Source organism: Spongiibacter sp. C9W (genome assembly GCF_057370015.1).
The window spans coordinates 2,243,227-2,268,458 of the sequence record NZ_CM170672.1 but is presented as its reverse complement, the minus strand read 5'-3'; the positions used below and the strand labels follow the sequence as shown (position 1 = coordinate 2,268,458).

Here is a 25,232-nt window from a genome sequence, read left to right as displayed (position 1 = left end):
CCAATACCGAATCATTTACTTGGCTTGTTTTGGCGTCAATTGCGGCGCCGCACCGCGCTGATTACTAAGCACACCGTCCAACACAGTGCGGCAGTGGCAAACAGGTAGCCGAGGGGAATCAGGCCAAAGGGTTCGCGAAGAACACCCTGCTCATCCACATAGGAACCAATTTGCTGAAAACCCAGCATACAGAACAGCGCGGCCAGCCATAAAATAACGGGGCCACACCAGGGTCGGCGGAACAAGGTCATGGCGGCTCTCTCTGGTGTTGGAATTACGACACCCGTCGAGCCGCGGCGTTCCGCCTGGAGTTTATAGCTGCGGAATGATCTTTGAGAACTTGCTGATCATCGGCATAACAATTTCCGGCTTGTTCCAGTTTTCCATGCCCACACCGATGTTCACGCGGCTGATGCCCATATCGCGATAACGCTTGAGCAGGTCGACACTAAGCTCGCCCATGGCCACCATGGTGATGTCTATTTGGTCGGGATCGCGACCGTTGTCGCGCACGGCTTGGCGAAATTGGGCAATACCCTCACCGACATCGGGCATCACCACATCCACCGGCATCCAGCCATCGGCCCACTCGGCAGCGTGTTTAATGCCCAGCGGCCCCATCGCACCGAACAGAAACTTTGGGCCGCCCGCCTGCACGGGCTTGGGCTCAAACCACACGGGATCGAAGTCGATCATGTCGCCGTGAAATTCCGGCGCAGGGTCGCGAAACAAGGCACGTGTCGCTTGAACGGTTTCGCGCAAGCCGCTGTAGCGTTTCTTCCAGGGCAGTGAGGTGGCATTGGTAAATTCTTCTTCATTCCAACCAACCCCGGTGCCAATAATCACACGGCCACCCGACAACCTATCCAGGGTAGCAATGGTTTTGGCCTGGGAGAGCAATTCGCGCTCCATAAGCAAGGCGATGCCAGTACCCAGCTTTAGCGTTGTGGTCGCTGAAGCGGCTTCCATTAAGGAAATATAGGGGTCCATCATTTCTTTGTAGGGTTCGGGCAACTCACCACCGGGCGGATAGGGCGTTTTCCGCGACATGGGAATATGACTGTGCTCGCCATACCAAAGTGAGTCAAAGCCGGCATCTTCCACAATGCGCGCCAGCTCCGCTGGGCGTTGGTCGTGCACGGTGTTCATTGAGGTAAAGCCTAGTTGCATCGCAATTCTCCATTATTATTTGGCGCAGCAATTATTGAGCTCGGCTATTGAACTCGGTTATAGGCGGCCATTCCTGATCTGCTTACGGCACTGTATTTTCGATGGTGAAGACCGTCAAACCTTTAACGTCCGCGCAGCGCCTAAATACGGTCGGGGCGCAGATTTTTAAACTGCCACCGCGGCGATGCACGCGCGCGTTTCACCCAGGCATAAAAAAGCCGCCCTTAGGCGGCGAAGGGTGATGGGTGGGAGATTAGTAGCGGTAAATCAGGTCGAGGCCGTAGCTGCGTGGCTCGCCCCACAATACCGAGCGGTCGGATTGCGGCTGATTGTCGATGGCAGTAATCGCGTACTCCTCGTCGGTGAGGTTTTTACCCCAGGCTGCAACACTGAGGTTGCCACCCGCAAAGGGCATGTCGCTCACACCGAAGCGCGCATTCCACACACCGTAGGCTTCCAGGCGCGTGTTTTTCACATTTTCTGCCCGCGAGCCGCCGTTGCGCTCATCCATGTAGTTGTAGCTCAGGTTCAACGAGGTACGGCCCCAGTCGGCATCGGCCAGCGTCCAATCCGCCGCTGCGGTATAGGACTGCTCAGGCGCGGCAAAGAATACAAATTCGTCGCTGACATCCTTGCCAGACACGTCTTCAGCTTTAGTCACCTCGGCATCCAGGTAGGCGTAGTTGAGCATCAGCAGCAGATTACGCGTTGCCATGAAGGTAATATCAGCCTCAAAGCCCTGCATTTCTGCTTCACCCGCGTTGGTGATCTTGGTGTCTGCCACGGTGCCCGCCAGAATAAAGTTCAGCTGCATGTCGCTGTACACACTGCGGAAGATGTCGGCGTTGATCCGCAGGCGGCGATCCATCAGCTCGCTCTTAATACCCAGCTCCATGGAGCGCACTTTTTCTTCATCAAAGCCTTCGGCAAAGCCAAAACCATAATTCACGCCATCACTGGCCGGCCCCTGATTACCGTCGCGCTGTGGGTCACGAGTATTAAAGCCGCCGCTCTTATAGGCCTCGTTGATTTTGCCGTAGATATTCACGGTGTCGCTCAGGTCGTACTCGGCCACAAAGCTGAAGGAGTTATCGGTGAAATCCTTCTCCGCTTTTACGTCGTCGAACTGACGAGATGGGTCGGTTTGGTCAATAGTGCCCCAGGGCAAATCCATTACCAGACCGTATAGCTCGACAATATTCAGGTCGGTCTGATTCTTAACCGCGGCGCGCTTGTCACGGGAGTGGCGCGCACCGAAGGTCAGGTGCAAGCGATCTTCCATGATGGCCGGTGTCCAGGTGGCCTGGCCAAACAACGCCAGCGCTTCGTTGTCGATCTTGTAATGCTGCGACAGCAAGTTAACCGCATGGGTACGGAAAGGCACACCCGGCACACGCGCATCAGCGCTGAGCTGGTGGTGAAGAGGTGAGTTATCCTCAATGGCCGACTCGCTAAAGTAATAAGCGCCGGTCAAAAACTCTACACGGCCATCCGCCGCATCGCCGCTAAATTGCAGCTCGTGGGAGCGCTGGCGTTGGGTTACCAGCGGTTTTACCAGCTCAGTTGGGCCACCGATTACTTTATCGGTTGCCTGGCCGTCGTAGCCGTGACTGTCCAAACGGAATTCCGTAGAGCCGGCACCGCCACCCAAATCAGCATAAGAGGAGTCGCTAAGCTCGCGGTAGGCACCAATGTATTTGAATTCACCCGCATCAAAATTCGCCGTCAGCGTGATGGCATGGCCGGTAATTTCGGTATTCGATTCTTCCAGCGGCATACCGGTTGCGAGTGAGTCCAAGCGTTTTTTACTGAATACGCTTTGCTCGGCGGCGTGCTCTTTAATTGGCTCGGCCTGCCCCTTATTACCCAGAGGCGGTGTCACCGACTGATACATGGAGTTGTAGTAATCCAGCTCGGAGTGGTCGTAGGCGTAGTCCAGAGTCAGACTGTCGTTGATATCCCAGCGCACATCCATGCGGTAGCCTTGGACTTTGCGATCGCCAAAATCGCCACCCGGCCCGGTGTTTTCCACAAAGCCATCTTGCTCGGTATGCAGGAAGGCCAGCTTCGCTGCCAGGGTATCGGTGATGGGAATATTGGCAGAGGTTTTCGAGGTAAGCAGGTAGCGGTCGCCCACTGTGAATTTTTGCTCGAATTCGAAGGCTTCAGTATTCGGTCGCTTGCTAACTAAGTTGATAGCGCCGCCGGTCGTGTTGCGGCCATAAAGTGTGCCTTGTGGGCCACGCAAAATCTCGATGCGTTCCAGGTCGGCAACGTCCAGCGCGGTGCCTGTAGAACGGGCGATGTACACACCGTCCATGTAGATGCCCACCGGCGGGTCTTGGGTGATTTGCGCGTCAGAAATACCAATACCACGGATAAAAATACGCAGGGTCGCATTGTTAATGGGGAAGGGTTCAATACTCATGCTCGGCACATTGGCACCGATATCAGCAAGGCTGTTGATGCCCTTGTTTTCCAGTGCTTGTTGGCCGAACGCAGTCAGCGAAATGGGCGCGTCTTGCAGTGACTCCGCTTTTTTCTGCGCGGTGACAACAACCTCTTCCAATGCGTAACGCTGGGTGTCGCCGGGTTGTGCCATGGCCATTGGCGCGGCCAGCAATGCCACTAGCGACAGCCACCCCTTATCATTTTCGTTAGATTTCACTTTCACTCTCCCTGCCAGTATTTTGTCAGTGGGTTGTTAAACTTCTAATTTTTATGGATTTTTGCTTTTTCAGCGGCGCAAAAGTTAATAATCCGTAACCCCTAATGGGATACGTAGTTACCACAGCGATAATAAAAATGCTGAGTAATAGCAGGCGCTAACAATCGTGAACTAGTGCGAAATGGTTGGCTTTTATCACGAAAAATCGGGTTACTGACCTGTAACCGAGTCGTCCTCCGCAATAAGAAAACACTTCAGTTAAGGCGAATTCATTAAAAAATATTTTTGCCCGGCTTCGACTGGTTCAACTATTCAACTCTTATTTGCCTCTTCCTGAACCAAAAACTGGTGCCGAAAACCGGCCGCTCAAATTCGCCAAACTATATATATGGAATTTCATATATATAGTTGTTAGCATATGCCACGTCATTTCTCAGCTTGAGATCATCATGAAAGTACTCTTTCTGTGCACGGGGAATTCCGTGCGCTCGCAAATGGCCGAAGCGGTGCTTCGCCACCAGGCAGTCGAAGGCATAGAGGTCTTTAGTGCTGGCACTGCGCCGCAGGCCATCGACCCGAGAACCCTATCCGCCCTCACCGACGCCGGGGTGTCCACGGCTGGGCTGTCGTCAAAGCCAGTGGAGAACTTCGCCGATCAGCATTTTGACTATGTCATTACGCTCTGCGACAAGGCGCACAATGCCTGTCAGCAGTGGCCAGGTGCTGGTGTTGTCATGGCCTGGGATTTTCCAGACCCGAAAGCCAGCGACCAGCCCCAGGCCTTCGCTCACACCCTGCAGGAGATCTGCGAACGCATTCGGCTGTTTTTATTGGTGAACAGCAAAACGGTCAGCACACCGCCGCTCAGCCCTGTGGACTTTTTTAAGGCCTTGGCGGATGACACCCGTTTGCTGTCGATGCTGTTAATTACCGAGCGCGGCGAGCTCTGCGTGTGCGACCTGATGGAAGCGCTTAACGAGTCGCAACCCAAGATCTCCCGCCATCTCGCGCAGCTGCGAAAGCGCGGCATTCTTCAGGACCGTCGGCAGGGGCAGTGGGTGTACTACCAACTTCATCCGGCACTGCCTGAATGGGCCCACGACATACTCAAGGTCACCCTTAGCAACAATGCCAACTACCTTAAAAGCCGCCTGGAAGAGCTGTCTTCCCAGTGTTAATTGCCACGAGGCTACTATGAAGATTTTATATATCTGCACCCACAACCGCTGTCGCAGCATCCTCTCTGAGGCGATCACTCGCCACCTTGCCAGCGACCTTATCGAGGCGCGCAGTGCCGGCAGCCAGCCCGCTGGTGAAGTGCACCCCACCTCACTAAAAGCCCTGCGCGCCGCCGGTATTGATACCAGCGGCCTACAAAGCCAGTCCTGGAACGAGCTGGAGAGCTTTGCCCCCGACCTGGTGGTTACCGTTTGCGACTCGGCCGCTGGCGAGTCCTGCCCGCTGTGGTTCGGCAAGGCACTGAAAGTGCACTGGGGCCTGGAAGACCCGTCCAAACTCACTGGCACAGAGGAAGAGATCGACGCGGCATTCCGCGCCAGCATTGCGCTGATCAGTGAGCGTGTCGCGGCGCTCAAAACCATTGCCACCCTCGAAAAGTCTGAGTGGGCTGCCGCGCTGGCAGACCTGGGAGCGAAGTAATGAGTCTTGATGATATGTCTCTGCCCAATGTGGATGACAGCCAGTTCGCCAGCCCGAGCACGGAGCAATTTAACTCGAACTATTCCGGCCACAAACCGCGCTTTCTTCTGCTGTATGGCTCACTGCGCGAGCGCTCCTTTAGCCGCTTAGTGGTCGAAGAATGCGCGCGACTGCTTAGCCATATGGGCGGCGAAGTGCGTATCTTCAACCCCGAGGGCCTGCCACTGCCTGACGGCGCTGACGAGAATCATCCCAAGGTAAAAGAATTGCGTGAACTGGCCATCTGGTCGGAGGGGCAGGTGTGGTGCTCTCCCGAACGCCACGGCGCGATGACCGGCATTATGAAGGCGCAGATCGACTGGATTCCCCTGTCGCAGGGCGCAGTGCGCCCCACCCAAGGTAAAACCCTGGCGGTGATGCAGGTGGAAGGTGGCTCTCAGTCTTTTAATGTGGTGAATCAACTGCGGGTGCTGGGCCGCTGGATGCGGATGATCACCATCCCCAACCAGTCGTCGGTGGCCAAGGCCTTTCTCGAGTTCGACGACAATAACCGCATGAAGCCCTCCAGCTATTACAACCGCATTGTGGATGTTATGGAGGAACTGATGAAGTTCACCCTGCTCACCCGCGATAACAGCGACTACCTGGTCGATCGCTATTCCGAGCGCTTGGAAAGCGCCGAAAAATTAATGGAACGCGTTAACCAACGCTCTATTTAAGCCGCAATTAAGCTGTAATCAAGAGAGACAAACCATGGGACTTTTTGAGCGCTATCTTTCGCTTTGGGTTGGGCTGTGTATCGCCGCCGGTGTTGTACTGGGCAATACCATCCCCGGTGTATTTGCACAGGTTGCCGCCCTTGAGCTTGCCCACGTTAACCTGGTGGTGGCGGTGCTGATCTGGCTGATGATCTATCCGATGATGATTCAGATCGACTTTGCCTCGCTAAAAGGCGTGGGTAAAAAACCCGAGGGGCTGCTGCTAACACTCACCATTAACTGGCTTATCAAGCCCTTTACCATGGCCATGCTGGGCTGGCTGTTCTTCAAGGTGATATTCGCCGACTGGGTAGACCCACAATCCGCTGGCGAGTATATCGCCGGGATGATTTTACTCGGCGTTGCGCCCTGCACCGCGATGGTATTTGTCTGGAGCCAGCTCACAAAAGGGGATGCCAACTACACCCTGGTGCAGGTGTCGATCAACGACATTATTATGATCTTCGCTTTCGCGCCGATTACTGCGTTTTTACTTGGCATTAGCGATATTCAAGTGCCCTGGGAAACGCTGCTGCTTTCGGTGGTGCTGTATGTGGTACTGCCGCTGATCGCCGGCGCCATTACCCGTCACCGCCTGGACAGCGCTAACGACCACAGCCGCCTGAATAACTTTGTTGCCACACTGAAACCCTGGTCAATTATCGGCTTGCTGGCAACCGTGGTGCTGCTGTTTGGTTTTCAGGCAGAAACCATTATCGCCAAACCCATGGTGATCGCGTTAATCGCTGTTCCCCTGCTCATACAAACCTACGGCATCTTCGCCATCGCCTACTTTGCCGCCAAGCAATTAGAGTTGCCGCACAATGTCGCCGCCCCCGCCTGCATGATTGGCACCTCCAACTTTTTCGAGTTGGCAGTGGCCGTGGCGATCTCGCTGTTTGGCCTGCATTCCGGTGCCGCCCTCGCCACAGTGGTTGGGGTGTTAGTAGAAGTGCCGGTAATGCTGTCGCTGGTGTGGTTTGCGAATCGCACGCGCCACTGGTTTGCGCACTAAGACGACGCGCCTAGCTTGCTGAAAAAGCGTGTTGGGGAAACTGAACGGAGAGAAGTAAGTGTGGAATTCACCGGCGGCTATTGCAGCCGCCGGTGTTGAAAGGCTTATACGCGCTCGAAGATAACCGCGATACCCTGACCACCACCAATACACATGGTGACCAGCGCATATTTACCGCCAGTGCGCTGCAGTTCGTAGATCGCCTTAGTGGCGATGAACGCGCCAGAACAACCTACTGGGTGACCCAGTGCAATGGCACCACCGTTGGGGTTGGTTTTGCTCAAATCCAGATCCAGACCTTTCGCCACTGCCAGGGCTTGTGATGCAAAGGCTTCGTTGGATTCGATCACGTCCATATCGGCGATCGATAAACCGGCCTTGGCCAGCGCTTTAGTCGACGCCGGAATCGGGCCTTCACCCATAATATGGTTGGGCACACCCGCTACCGCATAAGACACCATACGCGCGATGGGCTTCTGACCCGCTTTCTCAGCAGCTTGTGCAGAGGCCAGTACCATAAAGGCAGCGCCGTCATTCAGACCAGAGGCATTACCCGCGGTTACGGTGCCATCCTTTTTAAAGGCGGGGCGCAGTTTCGCCAGCGTGTCGACGGTGGTGCCGGGCTTCACGTGCTCGTCGGTATCGAATACCACCTCACCCTTGCGGGTTTTCAGCGTCACCGGCGCGATTTGCTCTTTGAAGTAACCCGCTTCAATGGCAGCGGCAGCGCGGCGGTGAGACTCGGCGGCAAAGGCATCTTGCTCTTCGCGGCTGATCTCCCATTTGTCCGCCAGGTTTTCAGCGGTAATACCCATGTGGCCCACACCGAAGGGGTCGGTCAACGCCGAGGTCATCGCGTCGAGCATTTCCACATTGCCCATGCGCGCACCGTTGCGCATGGTGGGTGACAAGTAAGCGCTGCGCGACATGACTTCCACACCACCGCCAATACCGTAGTCGCAATCGCCCAACATAATGTTTTGAGCAGTGGTAACAATGGCTTGCAGGCCCGAGCTACACAGGCGGTTTACACCCATCGCCACGGAATCCATCGGCAGGCCAGCCTGAATTGACGCCACACGCGCCACATAGGCATAGCGAGAGTCAGTGGGAATACAGTTACCCACTGTCACGTAGTTAATGTTCTGAGGATCAACAGAAGAGCGATCAATGGCCGCCTTCATAATCTGGCCGCCCAACTCATGGGGCTCGATACCGCTCAGGCCGCCACCGTAAGTCCCAATGCCCGAACGGGCCGCGCTCAATACAACAACATCTTGGGTCATGAAATTCTCTCCTGTTTAGTCAACGGTAGCGTACAGGCCCCACCAGCACTGCGCCAGGGCGTCGCAAGGTAGGCGCTACTATAACGAGTACCGACATCAATACAATAAACAGAGGAAATCCCTACCATTTATTTTATTTATCTAACTGTGGTGAATACGGCCTACCAGCGCCGAGGCCGCTCAGAAAAACAACAACTTAGGCAATGAGCCAAACGCTATTTATCCACACTTTTTTGTAAGGGCAGAAAAAGGGCATCCACCGCTTTTGAATGAAACGCCCTGAATAGTATTAGGGTAAAGAGTAAAAATCCCACCTCTGGCTTACCCACACTGAAAAAGTAAGCGCAGAGCAACGCCAGAACCAGTGATAGCGCCACCGTAAAAAACCTCCCCACTTCCACCCCGGCCTGACAGCGTGGACAGCGATATAAGACGCCCACTTTAAAGTCTTGCGGGGCGATGCACGTCTCTTTGCAGTGTGGGCATCTTCTTTTCATAGCGGCCTGTAAAACACCTAGTGAATATAAAAAAGCGGTGTGGCTCCAACCAACAGCGCGGCCGGGTCACCGCGCCGTGAGCGAGAGCGCCGCTAAGGGCGCTTACTCCACCGTTACCGACTTGGCGAGGTTTCTCGGCTGATCGACATCGGTGCCTTTTAAAATCGCCACGTGGTAGCTCAGCAGTTGCAGGGGGATGGTGTACAAAATCGGTGCGACGATATCGCTGACATGGGGCAGCTCAATAATCTGCAAGCTGGGCTCGGGGCTAAAGCCAGCAGCTTTGTCGGCGAATACGAAGAGCTGTCCGCCGCGCGCCTGCACTTCTTGAAGATTGGATTTCAGCTTTTCCAGCAGCTCGTCGTTAGGGGCCACAGCGATAACCGGCATGTCGCTGTCCACCAGCGCCAGCGGACCGTGTTTAAGCTCGCCAGCGGGATAACTTTCGGCGTGGATATAGGAAATTTCCTTCAGCTTAAGCGCGCCTTCCATCGCCACTGGCCACTGCGCGCCGCGCCCCAGGAATAAGGCGTGGTGCTTGTCGGCAAAGGCTTCTGACATTTGCTGGATCGCTGCATCCAAGGTCAGGGTTTCGTCCAGTCGCGCGGGCAGTTGGTGCAAGGCGGCAACAATGCTTTGCTCTTCCTCTTCGGTGAGGTCGTGGTGGCGGCCCAGCGCAACAGTAAGCAGCAACAGTGCCACCAACTGGGTGGTGAAGGCTTTGGTCGATGCCACACCGATTTCCGGGCCGGCCTCGGTCATTAAATAGAGATCGGACTCGCGCACCAGCGAGCTGAGCGCCACATTACAGATGGTGAGGCTGGCGCTGTAACCGAGGGTTTTGGCCAGCCGCAGGGCGGCCAGTGTATCGGCCGTTTCACCGGACTGGCTGATAGTGACGAACAGGGTGTTTTCCTGCACTTTGAATTTGCGGTAGCGAAACTCGCTGGCCACTTCGACCCGGCAGGGCACACCGGCGATGCCTTCGATCCAATACTTGGCGACCATGCCCGCGTGATAGCTGGTACCACAGGCCACAATCTGCACCGAGGACACCGACTGTAAAATGTCGTTCGCGCGCGGCCCCATTGCCTCGGCCAGCACTTTTTTGCTGCCCAGTCGCCCAGCCAGTGAGCGCTGAATAACCGTGGGCTGCTCGTAGATTTCCTTGAGCATGTAGTGGCGATAATGGCCCTTGTCGGCGGATTCCGCGGCGGCATCGATCTGGCTGACTTCGCGGGTGACCGGCTCCAGGTCGGCATTCCAAATGCGGTAGTGGCCAACGGTCACTTCGGCAATATCGCCCTCTTCCAGATACACAAAGCGATCGGTCACCTGGCGCAGCGCCAGTTGGTCAGAGGCGATAAAGTTCTCGCCAATACCCATACCAATCACCAGCGGGCTGCCCTTGCGCGCGCACACCAGTTTGTCGGGTTGGTCGGCGTGGATAACCGCCAGACCATAGGCGCCCTCCAGCTCCGTTACCGCCAGCTTGACCGCGCTGAGCAGGTCGCGCTGCTGTTGGTAATAGTGGTGGACCAAATGCACGATGGTTTCCGTGTCTGTGGCCGATAAAAAGGTATAGCCCAGCGCTTTGAGTTTGCTGCGCAGCGCTTCGTGGTTTTCGATAATGCCGTTGTGTACCAGCGACAGCTTGCCGGAATTGTGGGGATGGGCATTGGCTTCCGAGGGTTCACCGTGGGTGGCCCAGCGGGTGTGGGCAATGCCAGTGTGGCCCGGCAGCGGCTGCTCGCCCAGCGCCTGTGCCAGCGCCTCGACTTTACCCACACGCTTGCGGCAGTCGTTGTCGCCATTGGCTGAGATAACCGCCATACCGGCTGAGTCGTAGCCCCGGTATTCCAGGCGACGCAAGCCCTCTAGCAGAATTCCAGCAACTTCTCGTTGGGCCACAGCACCGACGATTCCACACATATTCGAGCCCTAATAAATAGTAGCGATCAGGATGTTTTAACGGGCCGCTTCCAGCCCTTGATATTGCGTTGGCGGCCTCGAGCAACGCCCAGTTCGCCGTCGGCGACATTTCCGGTGATGGTTGAGCCCGCCGCCACCGTCGCGCCCTCGCCCACCGACACCGGCGCGACCAGCGCGGTATTGGAGCCGACAAAGGCGCCATCGCCAATCTCGGTGCGCGACTTGTTCACTCCATCATAGTTGCAGGTAATGGTTCCCGCACCAATATTTACGCCCGCGCCAAGGCTGGCATCGCCAACATAGCTAAGGTGATTGATTTTGCTGCCCTCGCCCACCTGCGCGTTTTTGGTTTCCACAAAATTGCCAATGCGCGCTGCATCGGCCAGCACAGTGCCGGGGCGCAAACGCGCAAAGGGGCCAATGGTGCACTGCTGACCGACCACCGCATCTTCTAACACCGAGTTGGCCTTGATGACCGTAGCCGCCGCCACGCGACTGTTGCTGATCACACAGTTTGGGCCGATCTCGACGCCATCACCCAGCGTGACCTCGCCTTCAAACACACAGTTCACATCAATGCTGACATCTTGACCAATGGTCAGCGCGCCGCGCACATCAATACGCTGGGCGTCGGCCAGGGTGGCACCGTCGGTCATTAACTGCTCGGCGATCAAGCGCTGGTACTGGCGCTCCAGCGCATTGAGTTGCAGGCGATTGTTCACGCCCTCCACTTCCCACAGCGCCTCGGGCTGAGCCACATCAACGGCAACTCCCGCCGCCACCGCCATGGCAATAATATCGGTTAGGTAGTACTCGCCCTGCGCATTGTCGGCCGACAGTGCAGGCAGCCACTCACGCAGGTACTTGGCAGGAAGGGCCATCATGCCAGTGTTCACTTCCCGAACGGCCAATTGCTCGGGGCTGGCATCTTTTTGCTCAACAATGGCCTGCACCGCACCGTCGGCATTGCGAATAATGCGGCCATAACCAGTGGGATCGTCCAGCGTGGCGGTGAGCAATACCAGGTTGTCGCGGCAGCGAGCAACCATGGCCTGCAAGGTTTCGGGGCGCACCAGTGGCACGTCGCCGTAGGTAATCAACACCGTGGCATCCTCGGCTACTGCAGCCAAGCCCTGAGCCACCGCGTGGCCGGTGCCCTTCTGTTCCGCCTGCAAGGCCCACTGTAAATTGGGGTGCGAAACCCCGGCCTTCACCTGCTCGGCGCCGTGTCCCACCACCACATGAATAGCGGCCGGATCAGTTTGCGCAGCCGCATCAATAGCGTGCTGCAACATCGGCTTACCCGCCAATGGGTGCAACACTTTGGGTAAGGCCGAACGCATACGAGTACCCTGACCCGCTGCGAGGATAATAACTTCTAAAGACACCGATGATCCCTTCAATACCGTAGCGACAGGAGAATGGTAACGAATGCCGCCCACCGCCACCAGCGCGGCGAACGTAAGTACTTGCTATAAATGGAAAAGCTGACCACTGCCGCCGAACATGGGTGGATAAAGCGGGTTGTGTTAACGCTGTGCTTCAGCGCGGCCAACCAAGCCGCGAGTCATGCCCTGAAAACCGCGCGCCAAGTGCTTGCCCAATAGCAGGCGCACCAGTGGCGACAAGGCGCCGCGCAGGATAAACACCGATTCATAGCGGCAGCTGTCGTTATCCAACGCTGTTAGGCGGTGCTGGCGTGAACTGGATAAAAGGCCCAGCGGCAATTGAATACCGTACTCCAGGTATTCGGCCGCCGTGTTTGCGCGGATGGTTTCGGTTTGCGAAATACAGCGCGAGGGCAGCAGTTGTACCTGCATAACAATAGGATCGCCCACAACAAAACTGGACTCGCAGGCCACGATAAACGGATTCCACTCGGCGTAGTGGCCGGTATCGAGTAGGACCTGCCAGACTTTTTCGGCCGGGGCCGCCACGGTTTCGGTAAAGCGAATTTCAAACATATTGCTGCCCTGGTTAACGACTATTCGGCCGCCACGGTGCACACATACACCGAGTTGGTGGACTCGGTATTTTGAAAGGGGTTGTAAAACGACACCACGTGGGACGCCACGCTGGCGAATACGCTGCCGAGCAGCGCTTCAAATTCGGCGTCGGGCAAATTCTGCGACCACATGGCAAAAACGCCACCGGGCTTGAGCTGACTAGCCATTAGGGAGAGGTTTTGCGTGGTATAAAAACCGGCGTTGGCGGCGTTGAGAAACTCCGACGGCGAGTGATCGATATCCAATAATATGGCGTCGAAACGCTTGCCGGGCACGGCCGGGTCAAAGCCAAGCTCGGGCTGGGTGGCCAGTTCAAAAAAGCTGCCCAGCACATAGTGGTTGCGGGCATCGGCGTTGAGTATTTTACCCAGTGGCACTTTTTCATCGCGGTGCCAGCCGATCACCGTTTCCAGCGCCTCAACGATAAACAACTCATCAATGCGCGCGTCTTCCAGAGCTTTAACAGCGGTGTAGCCAAGGCCCAAGCCGCCAACCACCACGCTGAGGTTTTCGCCCTGCACAGCGGCTAAGCCCAGAGTCGACAGGGCTTCCTCGGCATCGTAAAACATGCTCGACATCAGAAACTCGTCGCCCAGTTTTACCTCGTAAATATCGCGCTCACCCAGTGCGGGAATGCGCCGCCGACGCAGGGAAATCTCGCCCAGGGCAGAGTCCTGGCTGTCAATTTCTTCAAACATTAGCGACACGGCGATGCTTCCTTATTCAGACTATTTTGGCGTAGGCCATTGCGCCGACCATCATACGCAATATTGGCCGCTACAGCTCGTCCTCAGACGGCGCTAAACCATTGCCGCGATAGCTTTGCTCGCTGTCACCAATGCGAACCAGACTGTCGTGCAAATATGACAAATGCGGGTGACCACCAAACAGCGTTACCAGTGCCTGAGTGTTGTTGTTCAGGTAGTACTCCATCCACGCCAGCGAGTAATTCGCGGCAATTTCGCGGCCCCAGGTTGAGGTGGGCAGCAAGGGATAATTGGTGTGCTGGGCGTGACTGGCTGCCTCGGCAACAATAAAGGCGCGGTCACTGCTCAGGCTGTCGTAGAGCGGACGCACCACGGCGGGGTTTACAAAGGGCAGTGGCGCAATGGGGCCATCGTGATCGCCGGTTTGGATCATCACCGGTATCGGGCTGGCGGTGACCGACTCGAATACTGGCGCCGCTGCCACAACCGCGCGAACGCGAACCGGGTTGGGCTCGGCGGCATCGGCAGCCTCTTGTTCCTGCACGCGCAGCGCCGCAGCCGCACCCATGCTATGGCCAATCACGCCCAGCCGGTCGGCATCCAGTGCAGCCGCCACGGGGGAGTCCTCAAACAAATAGCGAATGGCATCTTGGGCATCGTGCAGGTTGTTGTCCGGGTCGGACTCGCCGGCATCATCCGAGCGGCCCTGGCCGCTGAAGTCGAAGGCGAACACCACATAGCCATTGTCGGCGAACAGGCGGTGCCACCAGCGGTACATTGCAGTGTTGGTATTTAAGCCCTGCAGGGCGACAATCACTGGAAACGGCCCCTGCGTAGGCGGCACCAAACCCTGTTTGGGCAGCACGATTTCGCCGTGCAGGCGAGTGCCATAGCGGTTATTAAATTCCACCGGCACCAACGCCACATTGGGGTTTTCGTAAGGGTGACCGTACCAGTGATAGGCGTGCTCAATGCGCGAGCCATCCTGCCCCTGTGCCAGGGTTGATCGCACCATGTGCTCGACAATCACCGGGTCGCTAATATCGTTGATGGTGTAGCCAAAGGCCACGGGGTCGAACAGGCGGGCGGCCACATCGCGCGGCAGGGCCGCTGACAGCAGCGACAAATTGGTGATCAGTGGCGCCAATTCCTCCGGCGCAGCCGGGGGGTCTTCACCGGGCTGCGAGGCCGGCCACTGCCTTAAGCTGCTGCCTGAGCCTGCACTAGCGCTATTACTGCTACTGCTGCCACCGCAGGCTACAAGGGAAAGAATGAGTAAAGGAACAACCAAGCCACGAAGAAGCTGTTTTTTCCAACACCCGAGTTGGAAACACGTGTTGACAATACGGTAACCGGAGACGCTCATAGAAACTGCCAAGAAATGCACATGAAATTACACACATTGTACACAACGCGGCGTAGTTATTGGGCACACCGAAAATGGAAAGCATCTGGCTGGCTTTCAATCAACATACAAAGCAGGGTAACTTCTCCCGACAGCGAAGGGCGGCATCAAGATAGCGCCCCATTTACACTGGCACTATCTAGGGTCGAAAAATACGTCTTTTAGATCAACGGTTTCATCCACTACCTTTAATGGATCCGCCGTTTTTCCCTCACTTAAAAATCGCTTGGCCAATAAGAATGCCTTAGGTTGGTTTATCGCATCCACAGCCAAAAGTGTATCGCCACTAAAATAGAAAGCAGCGAAGCTGCGACCACTTTTCGGATCACCACGTAAGACCACCTTGTCAAAACCAGCGCAAGATCCGGCAATCTGCAATTTTACATCGTATTGATCAGACCAAAACCACGGCAAGGCACGATATGGCTGATACTTACCACATATTGTCCTTGCAGCAACCCTGGCCTGATCATTGGCATTTTGCACCGACTCCAAACGCAGGGTGGTTTTATAGATCGGATTGTAATGGAGGGTACAATCACCCGCGGCAACGATATCCTCATCACTGGTTTGGGCAAACTCATCTACAACAATGCCATTGTCCACATCTAGTCCAGCCGCTTCTGCAAGCCCAGTCGCCGGCGAAACCCCTATACCAACCAATACCAGGTCGGCCGGAATGTAACTGCCATCGGCCAGGTGAACGCCGGTCACAGAGCCTTCTCCCGCGACTCTATCAATGGACACATCTGTGAGTACCCGAGTGCCCTCTTCGCGATGCACTCTGGCATAGAATTCGGAGATCTCTGGCGATGTCACTCTAGCCAGTACTCGCGGCAATGCCTCTAGTACTGTCACGTCCATGCCCAATGCCCTTAACGACGCTGCAGCCTCAAGGCCAATATAGCCACCACCGATAACGACCGCTGACCGCCCCTTGCCAATGTACTTACGAATTTCATGAACATCTTGAAGGTCACGCAGATAACACACTCCCGGCAAATGAATGCCTGGAAGTTTAATTCTCCGTACGCTGGCACCGGTAGTTAAGGCCAGCTTGCTGTATGACAGCTCACGCCCGCCTTCGAGAGCTATTTTTTTATCCACGCGGTCAATTTTTAGTACACGCGCCCCAAGCACCACGTCAATGTCAGCCTTCTTATAAAAATCGGCTGGACGAATTAATATTTCGCTATCCTCTTTTTCACCATTCAAAGCACTCTTTGAAAGTGGCGGCCGATGATACGGCAGGGATTCTTCGGCACTAATAAGAGCTATTTTGCCAGACCAACCTTCCTGCCTTAGTGACGCAGCCAGGGCCGCACCCGCGTGGCTACCGCCAATAATCAAGCAATTATCTACAGACATAGGTACCCCCAATTTAAAAGCGATTGCCGGGCTTAGAGAGCAACACAATGACTACCACATATATCAATGAGACAGCTCCTAATAACGCGGGAAAGAAAGCCAGTGCACCTGACAGCGATGCCGCACCCAGCGTGTTGCTTTGCAGTGTAAGGCCATGATTCGGGGCGAACATGCCAAATACATAGAAGCAAAAATTCCCCCAAATGGCGATTGAGCATCCTAAAAATATTTTTCGACTTGAATCGCCATCTACGCCCAACAATCTAACCGACGAGCCTATAGATATCGCCATTAATGCATTCATAAGCATTCCAGTATGAACCGTTCTCCAGCCCTCGGTCGTGCCAGGAATGTCAACGGGAATGTGTAAGGGAATCGGACTAAGCGAAACCCCACCTATCATTGAAAAAATTAGCGTAAACCCAGAAATTAACGCGACTAGCAGCGCCCAAAAACCCTGCCGAACCAGCCGGCAGCTGTAAAAATCAGTCATGCCAACATCTCATTATTTACGTTTATTCAAAAAAATAATTCATTGATAGAAATTACGTTGACCAGAGCATCGGGGGGCGACAGTAGCTCAATAATGAACAAGGGGTCAGCTGCCGGAAGCGACTCTCTAGCTGCAAGGTTTGGGTTTCCAAGGACTACCGCAACCAGTCCCTCGCTAATCCTCAGCGACTCATCAACACCTCTAATAACCGGTATGCCTCTGCCGTCAATAACAGGGAGGTCTTCCACCAAAACGAGGTCACTTAACACCGGGATATCGCGGCCAATAAACAATCCATCTACCTGGGACAAGACACCCACCGGTATTAAGGAGCCCAGCGAACCGCCACTGACGACGGGAATACCCATACTACTCGCAGAATTTGCTGAACTTAGTAAAAAAATTGTTATAAGCGTATAAATATAATTTTTTATTTTCATTTTTATAACCCTATTATCACATCATAATAAATCGATTTTAGTAACGATATGTCATTTCTAAACCGTAGGTTGCCGGCGCGCCCTGTTGGTAATAATCGAACCCGAAACCAGCCTGCAGATTAATCGCATAACTATCGTACTTAGTTTCAGTGATGTTTTTTCCCCAAATAGCAATAGTGTAGTCGTCATTGGAACTAAACCAGGTAAACCGCGCATTGTATATTGCGTAGGCATCCTGCTTTATATTTTCGTAGCCAATTTTGTCGTTGTAAGCGCTATACCATTGGTCGTCTTGGTAATTACCATTCAGATTCATGCTCAGGTAGCCAGCGTTATTGCTGAATATTTCCCAATCGATTGATACGTTTGCGCTGATCTTGGGTGCTGAAATCAACTCATTACCAGAGAGATCCACAACATCATCGTCATCGTTAACCGTTTGCACGTTTGATAGTTCCAGTTCGGTATATTCCGTCTCAAGAATTCCCATACCCAGCTGGACGGTAAGCGCTTCCGTTATCGCGAAAAACATTTCAGATTCAAAGCCAATGATCTTAGAACCACCCGCGTTTTCAAGAAAGTTAGACACCCCGACTACATTGATAAATTGTTGGTTGGTGTAGTCGTAGTAAAAGAACGCGCTATTGATGCGAGCGCGCCGATCCCAAAAGTCAGCTTTAATGCCTATTTCATAAGCATCCAGGAATTCAGGAGCGGCATAGGCGTCTTCAAATTCACGCTCTTCGTAATACACGCCAGCATTGAAGTTGCCCGCTCTGAAGCCTTTGCTATATGAGCCATATATCATCAGGGAATCATTCAGACGGTAGTCCATGCCTATTTTTCCGGTCCATTCTTTTTCGTGAGCACTCAGGGGGGTCGCTGACTCCTCGGTGTAGGGACCGTGGGTATAGCCAGTTTGTGCCGTTAGCAAAAGGTCATTCACACTTATTTTTCCGGCGAGGAGCTCTTGTATCAACACCCCAGGCTCAAAGGGACTTTGCCCCGCTACATTTGCTGGAATGAAGATATTATCAACACCCGTATTATTCCCTGGAACGTAGGTACCCCTGGGCGAGCCGTCATAGCCCACGCGTGAGATATTTAAATAGGGGAGGTCTATCTTGTCGTCGGTATAGCGTACGCCGAAATCGATACCAAAGTCTGCGGTGACGTTCCAACGCATCTGCGAATAGAGTGCAAAGCTCTCTTTCTCCGTTTCCATTTTTTGGTCGAGCGCACCAAAATCCAGTAGATATGGATAGTAACCCCCAACTCCTGGGAAGGTAGCTGCTGCACGCGTATCCGGCGGCGTTTCATACAATCGATAAACGTTGTTTAGCTGTTGATCTTCGAACTGGTAGTAAGCGCCCGCTATCAGATCAAAATCCTCTTTAAACGTCGTCGATATCCGTAGATCTTGGCTAAATGCCTGGGTAGCGACCGCCCAATCGATTTCGAGAAGCCCATCAGGACTACCATCTACATTTTGCTGTTGCGCATAATCATTGTCGGTGTAAGACGTAACCGAGGTAACCGTAAAGGCATCATGGATATAATCTATTTTATGCACGTACTGGTCTAAATTAACTACTAAAGCACCAGTGTAATTATCCTCAACCTCGTAATAGTCTAAGCCCCTCGCAGGCCGGGAGTAGCCGGTATTGTCGATATATCCATTGTTAGGCTGATCGTAGACACCGACCCCAGAAGTCTCTAACGCAGTCACCAATGCCGGATTATTTGCCAACCTGCCACGCGGTTCATTGCGACTGGGGCTACCCAAGGCGTCGTTTCTTGCCTTGGTATACTTGAAGACCATATTGATATGATCTGTCATATCATAGTTAAGTACTAGGCGCGCACCCTGGAAATCTTGCTGAGATAGATCTGGTCCGCCAAGCGCATTTTTATAGTAGCCGTCGCGACGCGAATAAGAGTAAGCAAGCCTCGCAGCCAGGGTATTTTCGACTAACGTACCCTCTACACCGTAATCGCCTTTATGGCTGTTGTAGTTCCCAACCCCCTGCTTAGCATCAAAGTGAAGACCATCGTCGATCTGCGGAGTTTTCGTAACAATATTGATAGCTCCACCGGTAGTATTCTTGCCGTACAGTGTTCCTTGAGGACCGCGCAATACCTCCAACCGAGCTACGTCAAAAAAACTCATCCCATGCGTATACACGGCGCCCATATATGCTTCGTCGTTATAAACACCTATTGGGCTTGCTTGGTTTGAGCTATAGTCCGACATGCTAACGCCGCGAACCGAAAAAATCGGCTGTACTTCTCCGTAAGGGCCACTAACTTGCATATTTGGCACCTGGGCCGATATGTCATTAGCACTGGAAAATCCAAATTTTTCCAGTTGATTCTCCGACATACCGGTAATTGCGATTGGTGTGTCTTGCGTGCTCTCAGATTTTTTCTGAGCTGTAACAATCACCTCCTCGAGCATAGGAGCAGCGACTGCTGTACTCCCAACACTAAGCAGACCAATACTAATAGCACTGCCTAGCAATAACTTCCGCGACTCCATTATTATTATCTCCCGCAACCTTAGATATTATGATTTATAGCCTCACGCAAGATACGCCTGTGCGTTTATGAATAGCCGCCATTAATATTCAAATCAGGTCAAGCTATTGCCCGTCGCCAAAGGTAGATACACGATAACTACCAAAGCGGGCATCACCGCCATATCGGTAAATCACAATCCTCTGGACTCTTTAACGCTCAGTGTTTATATTCATTTCCCGCCATCCGCAAAAAAATAGACACGATAATAATGACGACAGCAACGCTCCTCCCTATTGATGGTTCAACCTTCTCTATCTCCTTACTGGACTTAGGAGAAAATTTTTTTGAACACAGAAAAGTAGATGTAAAAAATTTATACGACCGCTGCGAGATCACAGCCGATCAGATTAGCCGTAGCGATAGCTATATTTCAGGCTGGCAACTACGCGAGATGCTCCGCAGCTGTCGAGACATCGCCATTCCGGGCCAACCACTTTCCGTCTTACTTTCGGAGTTTGCGCCGATAACGGTACCTGGCGGTATGTTTGGATTAGCATCCTTCACAGCCAAAACAGTGGATCAGGCACTGAAATTAATGGTTGACTACTCACATACCGTAATGCCCGCATATCACTTCGAAAGAATTGATAGCGGCGGAAAGTGCCACATAGTTATGCGTCCGGTCATCGATTTTGGTGATGTACAGCATTACTTAGATGAGGTTGTTGCAGGCTATTTTTTAAACCTACGATATTTTTGTAATTTGCCTTTGCCTGCCCCAAGAATTCATCTGACTCATTGCGTTGAAAATGATATTTCCCGGTATGAATATCATTTCAAAGCGACCTTTGCTTTCTCAAAGCGCATTATTGAGGTAATTTTCGACAACCATCATCTAATTCAACACCTTCACACCCATAACCAATCCACGTTTGAGCAGGTCTACGCTAGTTTAAAAACCGCTACCCCACCGTCCACGACGTCATTAGCCAGTAAAGTAAAAAACCTTCTTCGGCAACGACTCACCAAGGGCTTATCGATACATATCGCTCTTATTGCCGAACAAATGCATTATTCAGAGCGCACGCTCGCGCGCCATCTACAGAGCGAAAACACATCATTTCTTGAATTAAAAAAACAAGTTTCGATCGAACATGCGAAGTTTTTACTAGCCAGCACCGACGATCCAATTTGTAAAATATCGCACGCTTGTGGCTATAACAGCGACTCCAATTTTTCACGCGCCTTCAAAAATTTTACCGGCAAAACACCCAAGAGATTTCGTCAAGATCAATAGGCTTAAAACCGTTGATATTGCCTGCTCTCCTCCTTATATATTTCAAATATTTTATCCGTAGTCCAAATCGGCGCACAATTTTTCGTTCCATCCAGATAATTTCTCTCCTTGAGTTCCAACAGGCTGTGCATGCTGTCGCCTTATGAACAGGAATGGACTGAAAATGACAAGTCGTTCCAGCCTATATTTCTTTCGACAATATCAGCATTACCCAAAATAAGGAGAACGACGTTGATTGAACTCACTTTCATTGAACATAACGGCGAAGTACATAACGTACGCGCTGCACCTGGTACCAATCTGATGCAGGCTGCGCTGGATAACAACGTCCCAGGTATTGATGCTGATTGTGGTGGGAGCTGTGCCTGCGGCACATGCCACGTTTTCATCGATACTAGCTGGATGGACAAAGCCGGCAAGCCCAGCGAATCGGAGTGTGCAATGCTGGAAATGACCCCAGAAAAAAACGAAATGTCCAGGTTAGCTTGCCAAATAACTGTTGAGACGCCTTTAAACGGATTGGTTGTAAAACTTCCAGAATTTCAGATGTAGCTCATCAGGAGATAGTAATGGCAAATCAGCTAGACCCACAAAATAATACCTTGCCGGATGCGACCAGTGTTCCCTTAGATAGAATCGATCTCAGCGATCCGCGTCTTTATTCACAACACAGGTGGCCGGAATACTTCCGGCGCGTTCGTGACGAAGACCCTGTGCACTTTCTAGAGGACAGTCCATTCGGTCCTTTTTGGTCTATTACTCGTTTTGAGGATATCGTTGCCGTAGACACCAATCATGAGGTTTTCTCTGCTGAACCTTTTATTATGATCGGTGACCCGGAGCCCGACCTCCCTCTAGAAAATTTTATTGCGATGGACCCGCCAAAACACGACGTTCAGCGCGCAGCGGTTCAACCGGTCGTGGCGCCGCGGAATTTAGCGGCAATGGAGGGCCTCATTCGCGAAAGAATCGGCGTGATCTTAGATAATCTGCCACTCAATGAAAGCTTTGACTGGGTATCTCGAGTTTCCGTCGAGCTAACCTCGCAAATGCTGGCAACGATTTTTGACTTTCCTTATGAAGATCGTCATAAGTTGCCGTATTGGTCTGATATTGCCACAGGCGCCCCCGAACTGTCGGGAGGCACCGCCGATAAAGAAGAGAGGAATGCGGCACTCCAAGATATGGCAGAAACGTTTTCGAAAATGTGGTTTCAGAAAGCGGCACTAAGAGAAGCCGGACATGAACCCACCTTCGATTTAATTAGCTTAATGGAAGCTAATGCCGACACCAGAGATATGATCAATCGCCCTGCTGAGTTTCTTGGCAATTTAGGCCTGTTAATCGTCGGCGGCAATGATACAACTCGCAATTCGATCACAGGTAGTGTTCTAGCCATGAACATGTTTCCAGGTGAGCTCGAGAAACTTAAGCATAATCCGGATCTAATCCCCAGCATGGTTTCCGAGATTATTCGTTGGCAGACCCCCTTGTCCTATATGCGCCGCATAGCTAAATCTGACTTCAAGCTCAATGGAAAATTGATCAAGAAAGGCGACAAGGTCGTTATGTGGTATATCTCCGGAAACCGCGATGAAAGAGTGATCGACAATCCTGATAAGGTAATTATTGATCGGCCTCGAGTGCGTCAACACCTATCATTTGGGATGGGAATTCATCGCTGTATGGGTAATCGGCTTGGCGAGATGCAGCTTCGAATTACCTGGGAAGAGATACTCAAGCGATTCGATAATATAGAAGTTCTTAAACAGCCAGAGAGAGTACATTCAAATTTTGTGAATGGTTATGTAAATATGCAAGTTAAAGTGATTCCTAAAGCCTCGTAATTATTATAACTAATCACCCTCCCCTTACGCCTCTATGTGATCGGATCTGGCACGCTTATTATCACACAGGATTTTTCCTGAGAGGCTTTTTTACTATTTTGGCCGATATTATGAATAAGTTCGATTATGACTATATTATCGTCGGTTCGGGTTTTGGTGGCAGTGTTAGCGCATATAGATTAAGCGAAAAAGGCTATAGTGTACTGGTCATCGAACAAGGAAAGCGGTGGACTCCTGAGAATTTACCGTCGACGAACTGGAAAATTTGGTCTTACCTTTGGCAACCAATACTAGGTTTGCACGGCTTTCTCCGGCTTCGTCTTTTTAAACATGTGATGGTCCTTCATGGCAATGCCGTAGGCGGAGGCTCTATCACCTATGCCCAAACTCTGCTTGTTCCCCCCGATTCAGTTTGGAATGATGGTGGCTGGTCGTCTCTTGATGATTGGCAGAATATCATGCCAGCGTACTATGCCATGGCCAAGAAAATGTTAGGCGTCACGCGCAATGAACGCGGAGCGGCGGCGGATGAAAAACTTCGGCAGATGGCAAAGGCGGCAAACGTAGAAGATAGCTTTTACTATACCGATGTTGGCGTTTTCTTCGGAGAAAAGCACGACGCACCTGGCACTGAATATAGCGACCCTTATTTTGGCGGCAAGGGGCCCTCTCGCAATTCCTGTATCGGTTGCGGTGGTTGTATGGTGGGCTGCCATTATAATGCGAAAAACAGCTTAGACAAAAACTACTTATACCTGGCTGAACATAATGGCGTTCAGTTGCTTCCTGAAACGCGTGTTGTGGATGTATCACCACTGGGCACCTCCGGTGACGGTGACGAGGGCTATCGTGTAAAGACGGTTAACAGCTTTGCTTTTTTTTCAAAAAAACCGAAATTCTATACTGCGCGATCGGTAATTTTTTCAGCCTCATCCCTAGGTACGCAGAGCTTGTTATTTGATCTTAAAGACAAGGGCTCGCTACCGAATATTTCCTCTGACCTAGGTAATCGCGTTCGTACTAACTCAGAATCAATATTAGGAGTTCGTTATCCCGGTACAGATGAGGACTTGTCAAAAGGTATCGCTATAGGTTCAGGTATCCACATAGATAAGAATACCCATATTGAAGCAGTTCGCTATCCCGACGGCTCCAACTTACTAAGCGGGCTTTTCACCGTAATGACTGGTGGCCGACCCGGTGTTGTGCGAATCCTATATTGGCTCAAGGCAATAATAAAACTACTATGCACCCAGCCTATCAGTGGCTTGCGAAGTCTACTTCCATGGCGATTTTCACGAGAGACCGTCATCTTTCTGGTTATGCAAACCATCGAAGGGCATATCAACATGCGCTGGAAACGTCGCTGGTATTGGCCCTTTTCTAAGAGCCTTAATAGTGAGGGTAAGCCTATCCCTACATTTATTCCGGAAGCCAATGATTTCACCGGCAAAGTCGCTCGGGCTACAGGCGGCAACGGACTAAGCTCATTATCGGAAATTGCATTTAACGTTCCTACGACCGCACATTGTATGGGCGGATGCGCCATGTCTGACTCACCCGAGACCGGCGTGATCGATGCAAAAAACCGCGTTTTTAATTATAAGAACCTCTACATCATCGACGGCTCTATGCTGTCCGCAAATCTTGGCGTTAATCCGAGTCTGACCATTACCGCTCTGGCAGAACGTGCCATGAGCTTCATTCCTAACAAAGTACAGCAGATTAAGACGTGAAATATTTTTATTTAACCAAAGCGAAAGCTAAGTTTATAAACGCAATGAATACGGTAGAGATTGCCCGACCTGCTCTTTTGGTTCGCAATGCTATCGCTGGCTAACCGGCCAATCATATAAAAGGGGCGGCTTAGGCCGCCCTTATCGCTCACCTCACAGGCCCAGCTCGCTCAAGCCCGGGTGATCATCCGGGCGACGGCCCAGCGGCCAGTGGAACTTGCGGTCGGCCTCGCTAATCGCCATGTCGTTAATGCTGGCGTGGCGGTAGGCCATTAGGCCGCGCTCGTCGAACTGCCAGTTTTCATTGACGTAGATACCCTGTTCCGTAGCCGGATTGGTCGCGGTCAGGCCCGCTCCTTGTATGTTGCCAACGCGTCAGATGGATTATGGTTTACCGGTTACCGGGGAGGCCGTTCGCTCCTGGAAGC

At 52.6% G+C, this 25,232-nt stretch carries 22 protein-coding genes and 1 pseudogene; 9 read left to right on the top strand and 14 right to left on the bottom strand.

Features of this window, described 5'->3' with window-relative positions; translation table 11 throughout:
* Window positions 1-35: 35 nt before the first annotated feature.
* The 3 genes from AC2Q8J_RS10830 to AC2Q8J_RS10820 all read right to left on the bottom strand — a co-directional run bounded on the left by AC2Q8J_RS10830 (window position 36) and on the right by AC2Q8J_RS10820 (window position 3,838).
* Complete coding sequence (locus AC2Q8J_RS10830; RefSeq protein WP_486451256.1) at window positions 36-251, bottom strand: DUF3955 domain-containing protein; 216 nt, start codon at window positions 249-251, stop codon at window positions 36-38.
* Window positions 252-312: 61 nt separating this feature from the next.
* Complete coding sequence (locus AC2Q8J_RS10825; RefSeq protein WP_204994955.1) at window positions 313-1,170, bottom strand: TIGR03619 family F420-dependent LLM class oxidoreductase; 858 nt, start codon at window positions 1,168-1,170, stop codon at window positions 313-315.
* Window positions 1,171-1,423: 253 nt separating this feature from the next.
* Window positions 1,424-3,838 (bottom strand): TonB-dependent receptor, encoded by a 2,415-nt coding sequence (locus AC2Q8J_RS10820; RefSeq protein ID WP_486451255.1) that lies wholly within the window; start codon window positions 3,836-3,838, stop codon window positions 1,424-1,426.
* A 449-nt stretch (window positions 3,839-4,287) separates the two neighbouring features.
* Here AC2Q8J_RS10820 and AC2Q8J_RS10815 point away from each other — a divergent pair.
* From AC2Q8J_RS10815 to arsB, 5 genes and pseudogenes are all read left to right on the top strand, one after another.
* Window positions 4,288-4,656 (top strand): annotated as a pseudogene (locus tag AC2Q8J_RS10815) (arsenate reductase ArsC); the annotation flags it as partial.
* Window positions 4,657-4,755: 99 nt separating this feature from the next.
* Complete coding sequence (locus tag AC2Q8J_RS10810) at window positions 4,756-5,016, top strand: metalloregulator ArsR/SmtB family transcription factor (RefSeq protein ID WP_239547535.1); 261 nt, start codon at window positions 4,756-4,758, stop codon at window positions 5,014-5,016.
* Between the two features lie 16 nt (window positions 5,017-5,032).
* Window positions 5,033-5,497, top strand: coding sequence for an arsenate reductase ArsC (locus AC2Q8J_RS10805; protein ID WP_486451254.1), 465 nt, complete (start codon window positions 5,033-5,035; stop codon window positions 5,495-5,497).
* The gene (arsH, locus tag AC2Q8J_RS10800) at window positions 5,497-6,216 is read left to right on the top strand and encodes an arsenical resistance protein ArsH (protein ID WP_486451253.1); all 720 of its coding nucleotides are present in this window, start codon (window positions 5,497-5,499) and stop codon (window positions 6,214-6,216) included. Before AC2Q8J_RS10805 ends, arsH begins: the two co-directional genes overlap by 1 nt.
* A 34-nt stretch (window positions 6,217-6,250) precedes the next feature.
* Window positions 6,251-7,270, top strand: a complete 1,020-nt coding sequence (gene arsB, locus AC2Q8J_RS10795; RefSeq protein WP_486451252.1) for an ACR3 family arsenite efflux transporter — start codon at window positions 6,251-6,253, stop codon at window positions 7,268-7,270.
* 104 nt (window positions 7,271-7,374) lie between these two features.
* Here arsB and AC2Q8J_RS10790 read toward each other — a convergent pair whose 3' ends face one another.
* The 10 genes from AC2Q8J_RS10790 to AC2Q8J_RS10745 form a co-directional block, all read right to left on the bottom strand.
* A complete protein-coding gene (locus AC2Q8J_RS10790; RefSeq protein WP_286838202.1) occupies window positions 7,375-8,556 on the bottom strand; it encodes an acetyl-CoA C-acyltransferase family protein in 1,182 nt (393 codons plus the stop codon).
* Window positions 8,557-9,155: 599 nt separating this feature from the next.
* Window positions 9,156-10,985: a glutamine--fructose-6-phosphate transaminase (isomerizing) gene (gene glmS / locus AC2Q8J_RS10785; RefSeq protein ID WP_486451251.1), complete on the bottom strand. Its 1,830-nt coding sequence runs from the start codon at window positions 10,983-10,985 to the stop codon at window positions 9,156-9,158.
* Window positions 10,986-11,011: 26 nt separating this feature from the next.
* On the bottom strand, window positions 11,012-12,373 hold the full coding sequence (gene glmU / locus AC2Q8J_RS10780; RefSeq protein WP_486451250.1) for a bifunctional UDP-N-acetylglucosamine diphosphorylase/glucosamine-1-phosphate N-acetyltransferase GlmU: 1,362 nt from the start codon (window positions 12,371-12,373) through the stop codon (window positions 11,012-11,014).
* A gap of 141 nt (window positions 12,374-12,514) precedes the next feature.
* Window positions 12,515-12,949 (bottom strand): SRPBCC domain-containing protein, encoded by a 435-nt coding sequence (locus AC2Q8J_RS10775; RefSeq protein ID WP_486451249.1) that lies wholly within the window; start codon window positions 12,947-12,949, stop codon window positions 12,515-12,517.
* A gap of 20 nt (window positions 12,950-12,969) precedes the next feature.
* The gene (locus tag AC2Q8J_RS10770) at window positions 12,970-13,689 is read right to left on the bottom strand and encodes a polyamine aminopropyltransferase (RefSeq protein WP_486451248.1); all 720 of its coding nucleotides are present in this window, start codon (window positions 13,687-13,689) and stop codon (window positions 12,970-12,972) included.
* A 79-nt stretch (window positions 13,690-13,768) separates the two neighbouring features.
* A complete protein-coding gene (locus AC2Q8J_RS10765; protein ID WP_286838209.1) occupies window positions 13,769-15,064 on the bottom strand; it encodes an alpha/beta hydrolase in 1,296 nt (431 codons plus the stop codon).
* Between the two features lie 174 nt (window positions 15,065-15,238).
* Window positions 15,239-16,471 carry an NAD(P)/FAD-dependent oxidoreductase gene (locus AC2Q8J_RS10760; RefSeq protein WP_286838211.1) on the bottom strand — a complete coding sequence of 411 codons (1,233 nt, stop codon included), beginning with the start codon at window positions 16,469-16,471 and terminating at the stop codon, window positions 15,239-15,241.
* A gap of 13 nt (window positions 16,472-16,484) precedes the next feature.
* Window positions 16,485-16,964 (bottom strand): styrene oxide isomerase, encoded by a 480-nt coding sequence (locus AC2Q8J_RS10755; protein WP_286838212.1) that lies wholly within the window; start codon window positions 16,962-16,964, stop codon window positions 16,485-16,487.
* A gap of 26 nt (window positions 16,965-16,990) precedes the next feature.
* Window positions 16,991-17,404: a hypothetical protein gene (locus tag AC2Q8J_RS10750; RefSeq protein WP_374972547.1), complete on the bottom strand. Its 414-nt coding sequence runs from the start codon at window positions 17,402-17,404 to the stop codon at window positions 16,991-16,993.
* Window positions 17,405-17,441: 37 nt separating this feature from the next.
* Entirely contained in the window at window positions 17,442-19,943 is a 2,502-nt protein-coding gene (locus tag AC2Q8J_RS10745) for a TonB-dependent receptor (protein ID WP_374972548.1), read from the bottom strand.
* A 249-nt stretch (window positions 19,944-20,192) separates the two neighbouring features.
* Between AC2Q8J_RS10745 and AC2Q8J_RS10740 the strand changes: the two genes are divergently transcribed.
* From AC2Q8J_RS10740 to AC2Q8J_RS10725, 4 genes are all read left to right on the top strand, one after another.
* The gene (locus tag AC2Q8J_RS10740; protein WP_286838217.1) at window positions 20,193-21,221 is read left to right on the top strand and encodes a helix-turn-helix transcriptional regulator; all 1,029 of its coding nucleotides are present in this window, start codon (window positions 20,193-20,195) and stop codon (window positions 21,219-21,221) included.
* A gap of 231 nt (window positions 21,222-21,452) precedes the next feature.
* Entirely contained in the window at window positions 21,453-21,773 is a 321-nt protein-coding gene (locus AC2Q8J_RS10735; RefSeq protein ID WP_027874990.1) for a 2Fe-2S iron-sulfur cluster-binding protein, read from the top strand.
* Window positions 21,774-21,790: 17 nt separating this feature from the next.
* A complete protein-coding gene (locus AC2Q8J_RS10730) occupies window positions 21,791-23,068 on the top strand; it encodes a cytochrome P450 (RefSeq protein WP_374972549.1) in 1,278 nt (425 codons plus the stop codon).
* 110 nt (window positions 23,069-23,178) lie between these two features.
* Entirely contained in the window at window positions 23,179-24,804 is a 1,626-nt protein-coding gene (locus tag AC2Q8J_RS10725; protein WP_486451247.1) for a GMC oxidoreductase, read from the top strand.
* 153 nt (window positions 24,805-24,957) lie between these two features.
* Here AC2Q8J_RS10725 and AC2Q8J_RS10720 read toward each other — a convergent pair whose 3' ends face one another.
* On the bottom strand, window positions 24,958-25,119 hold the full coding sequence (locus tag AC2Q8J_RS10720; protein ID WP_486452616.1) for a DUF1348 family protein: 162 nt from the start codon (window positions 25,117-25,119) through the stop codon (window positions 24,958-24,960).
* Window positions 25,120-25,232 lie beyond the last annotated feature (113 nt).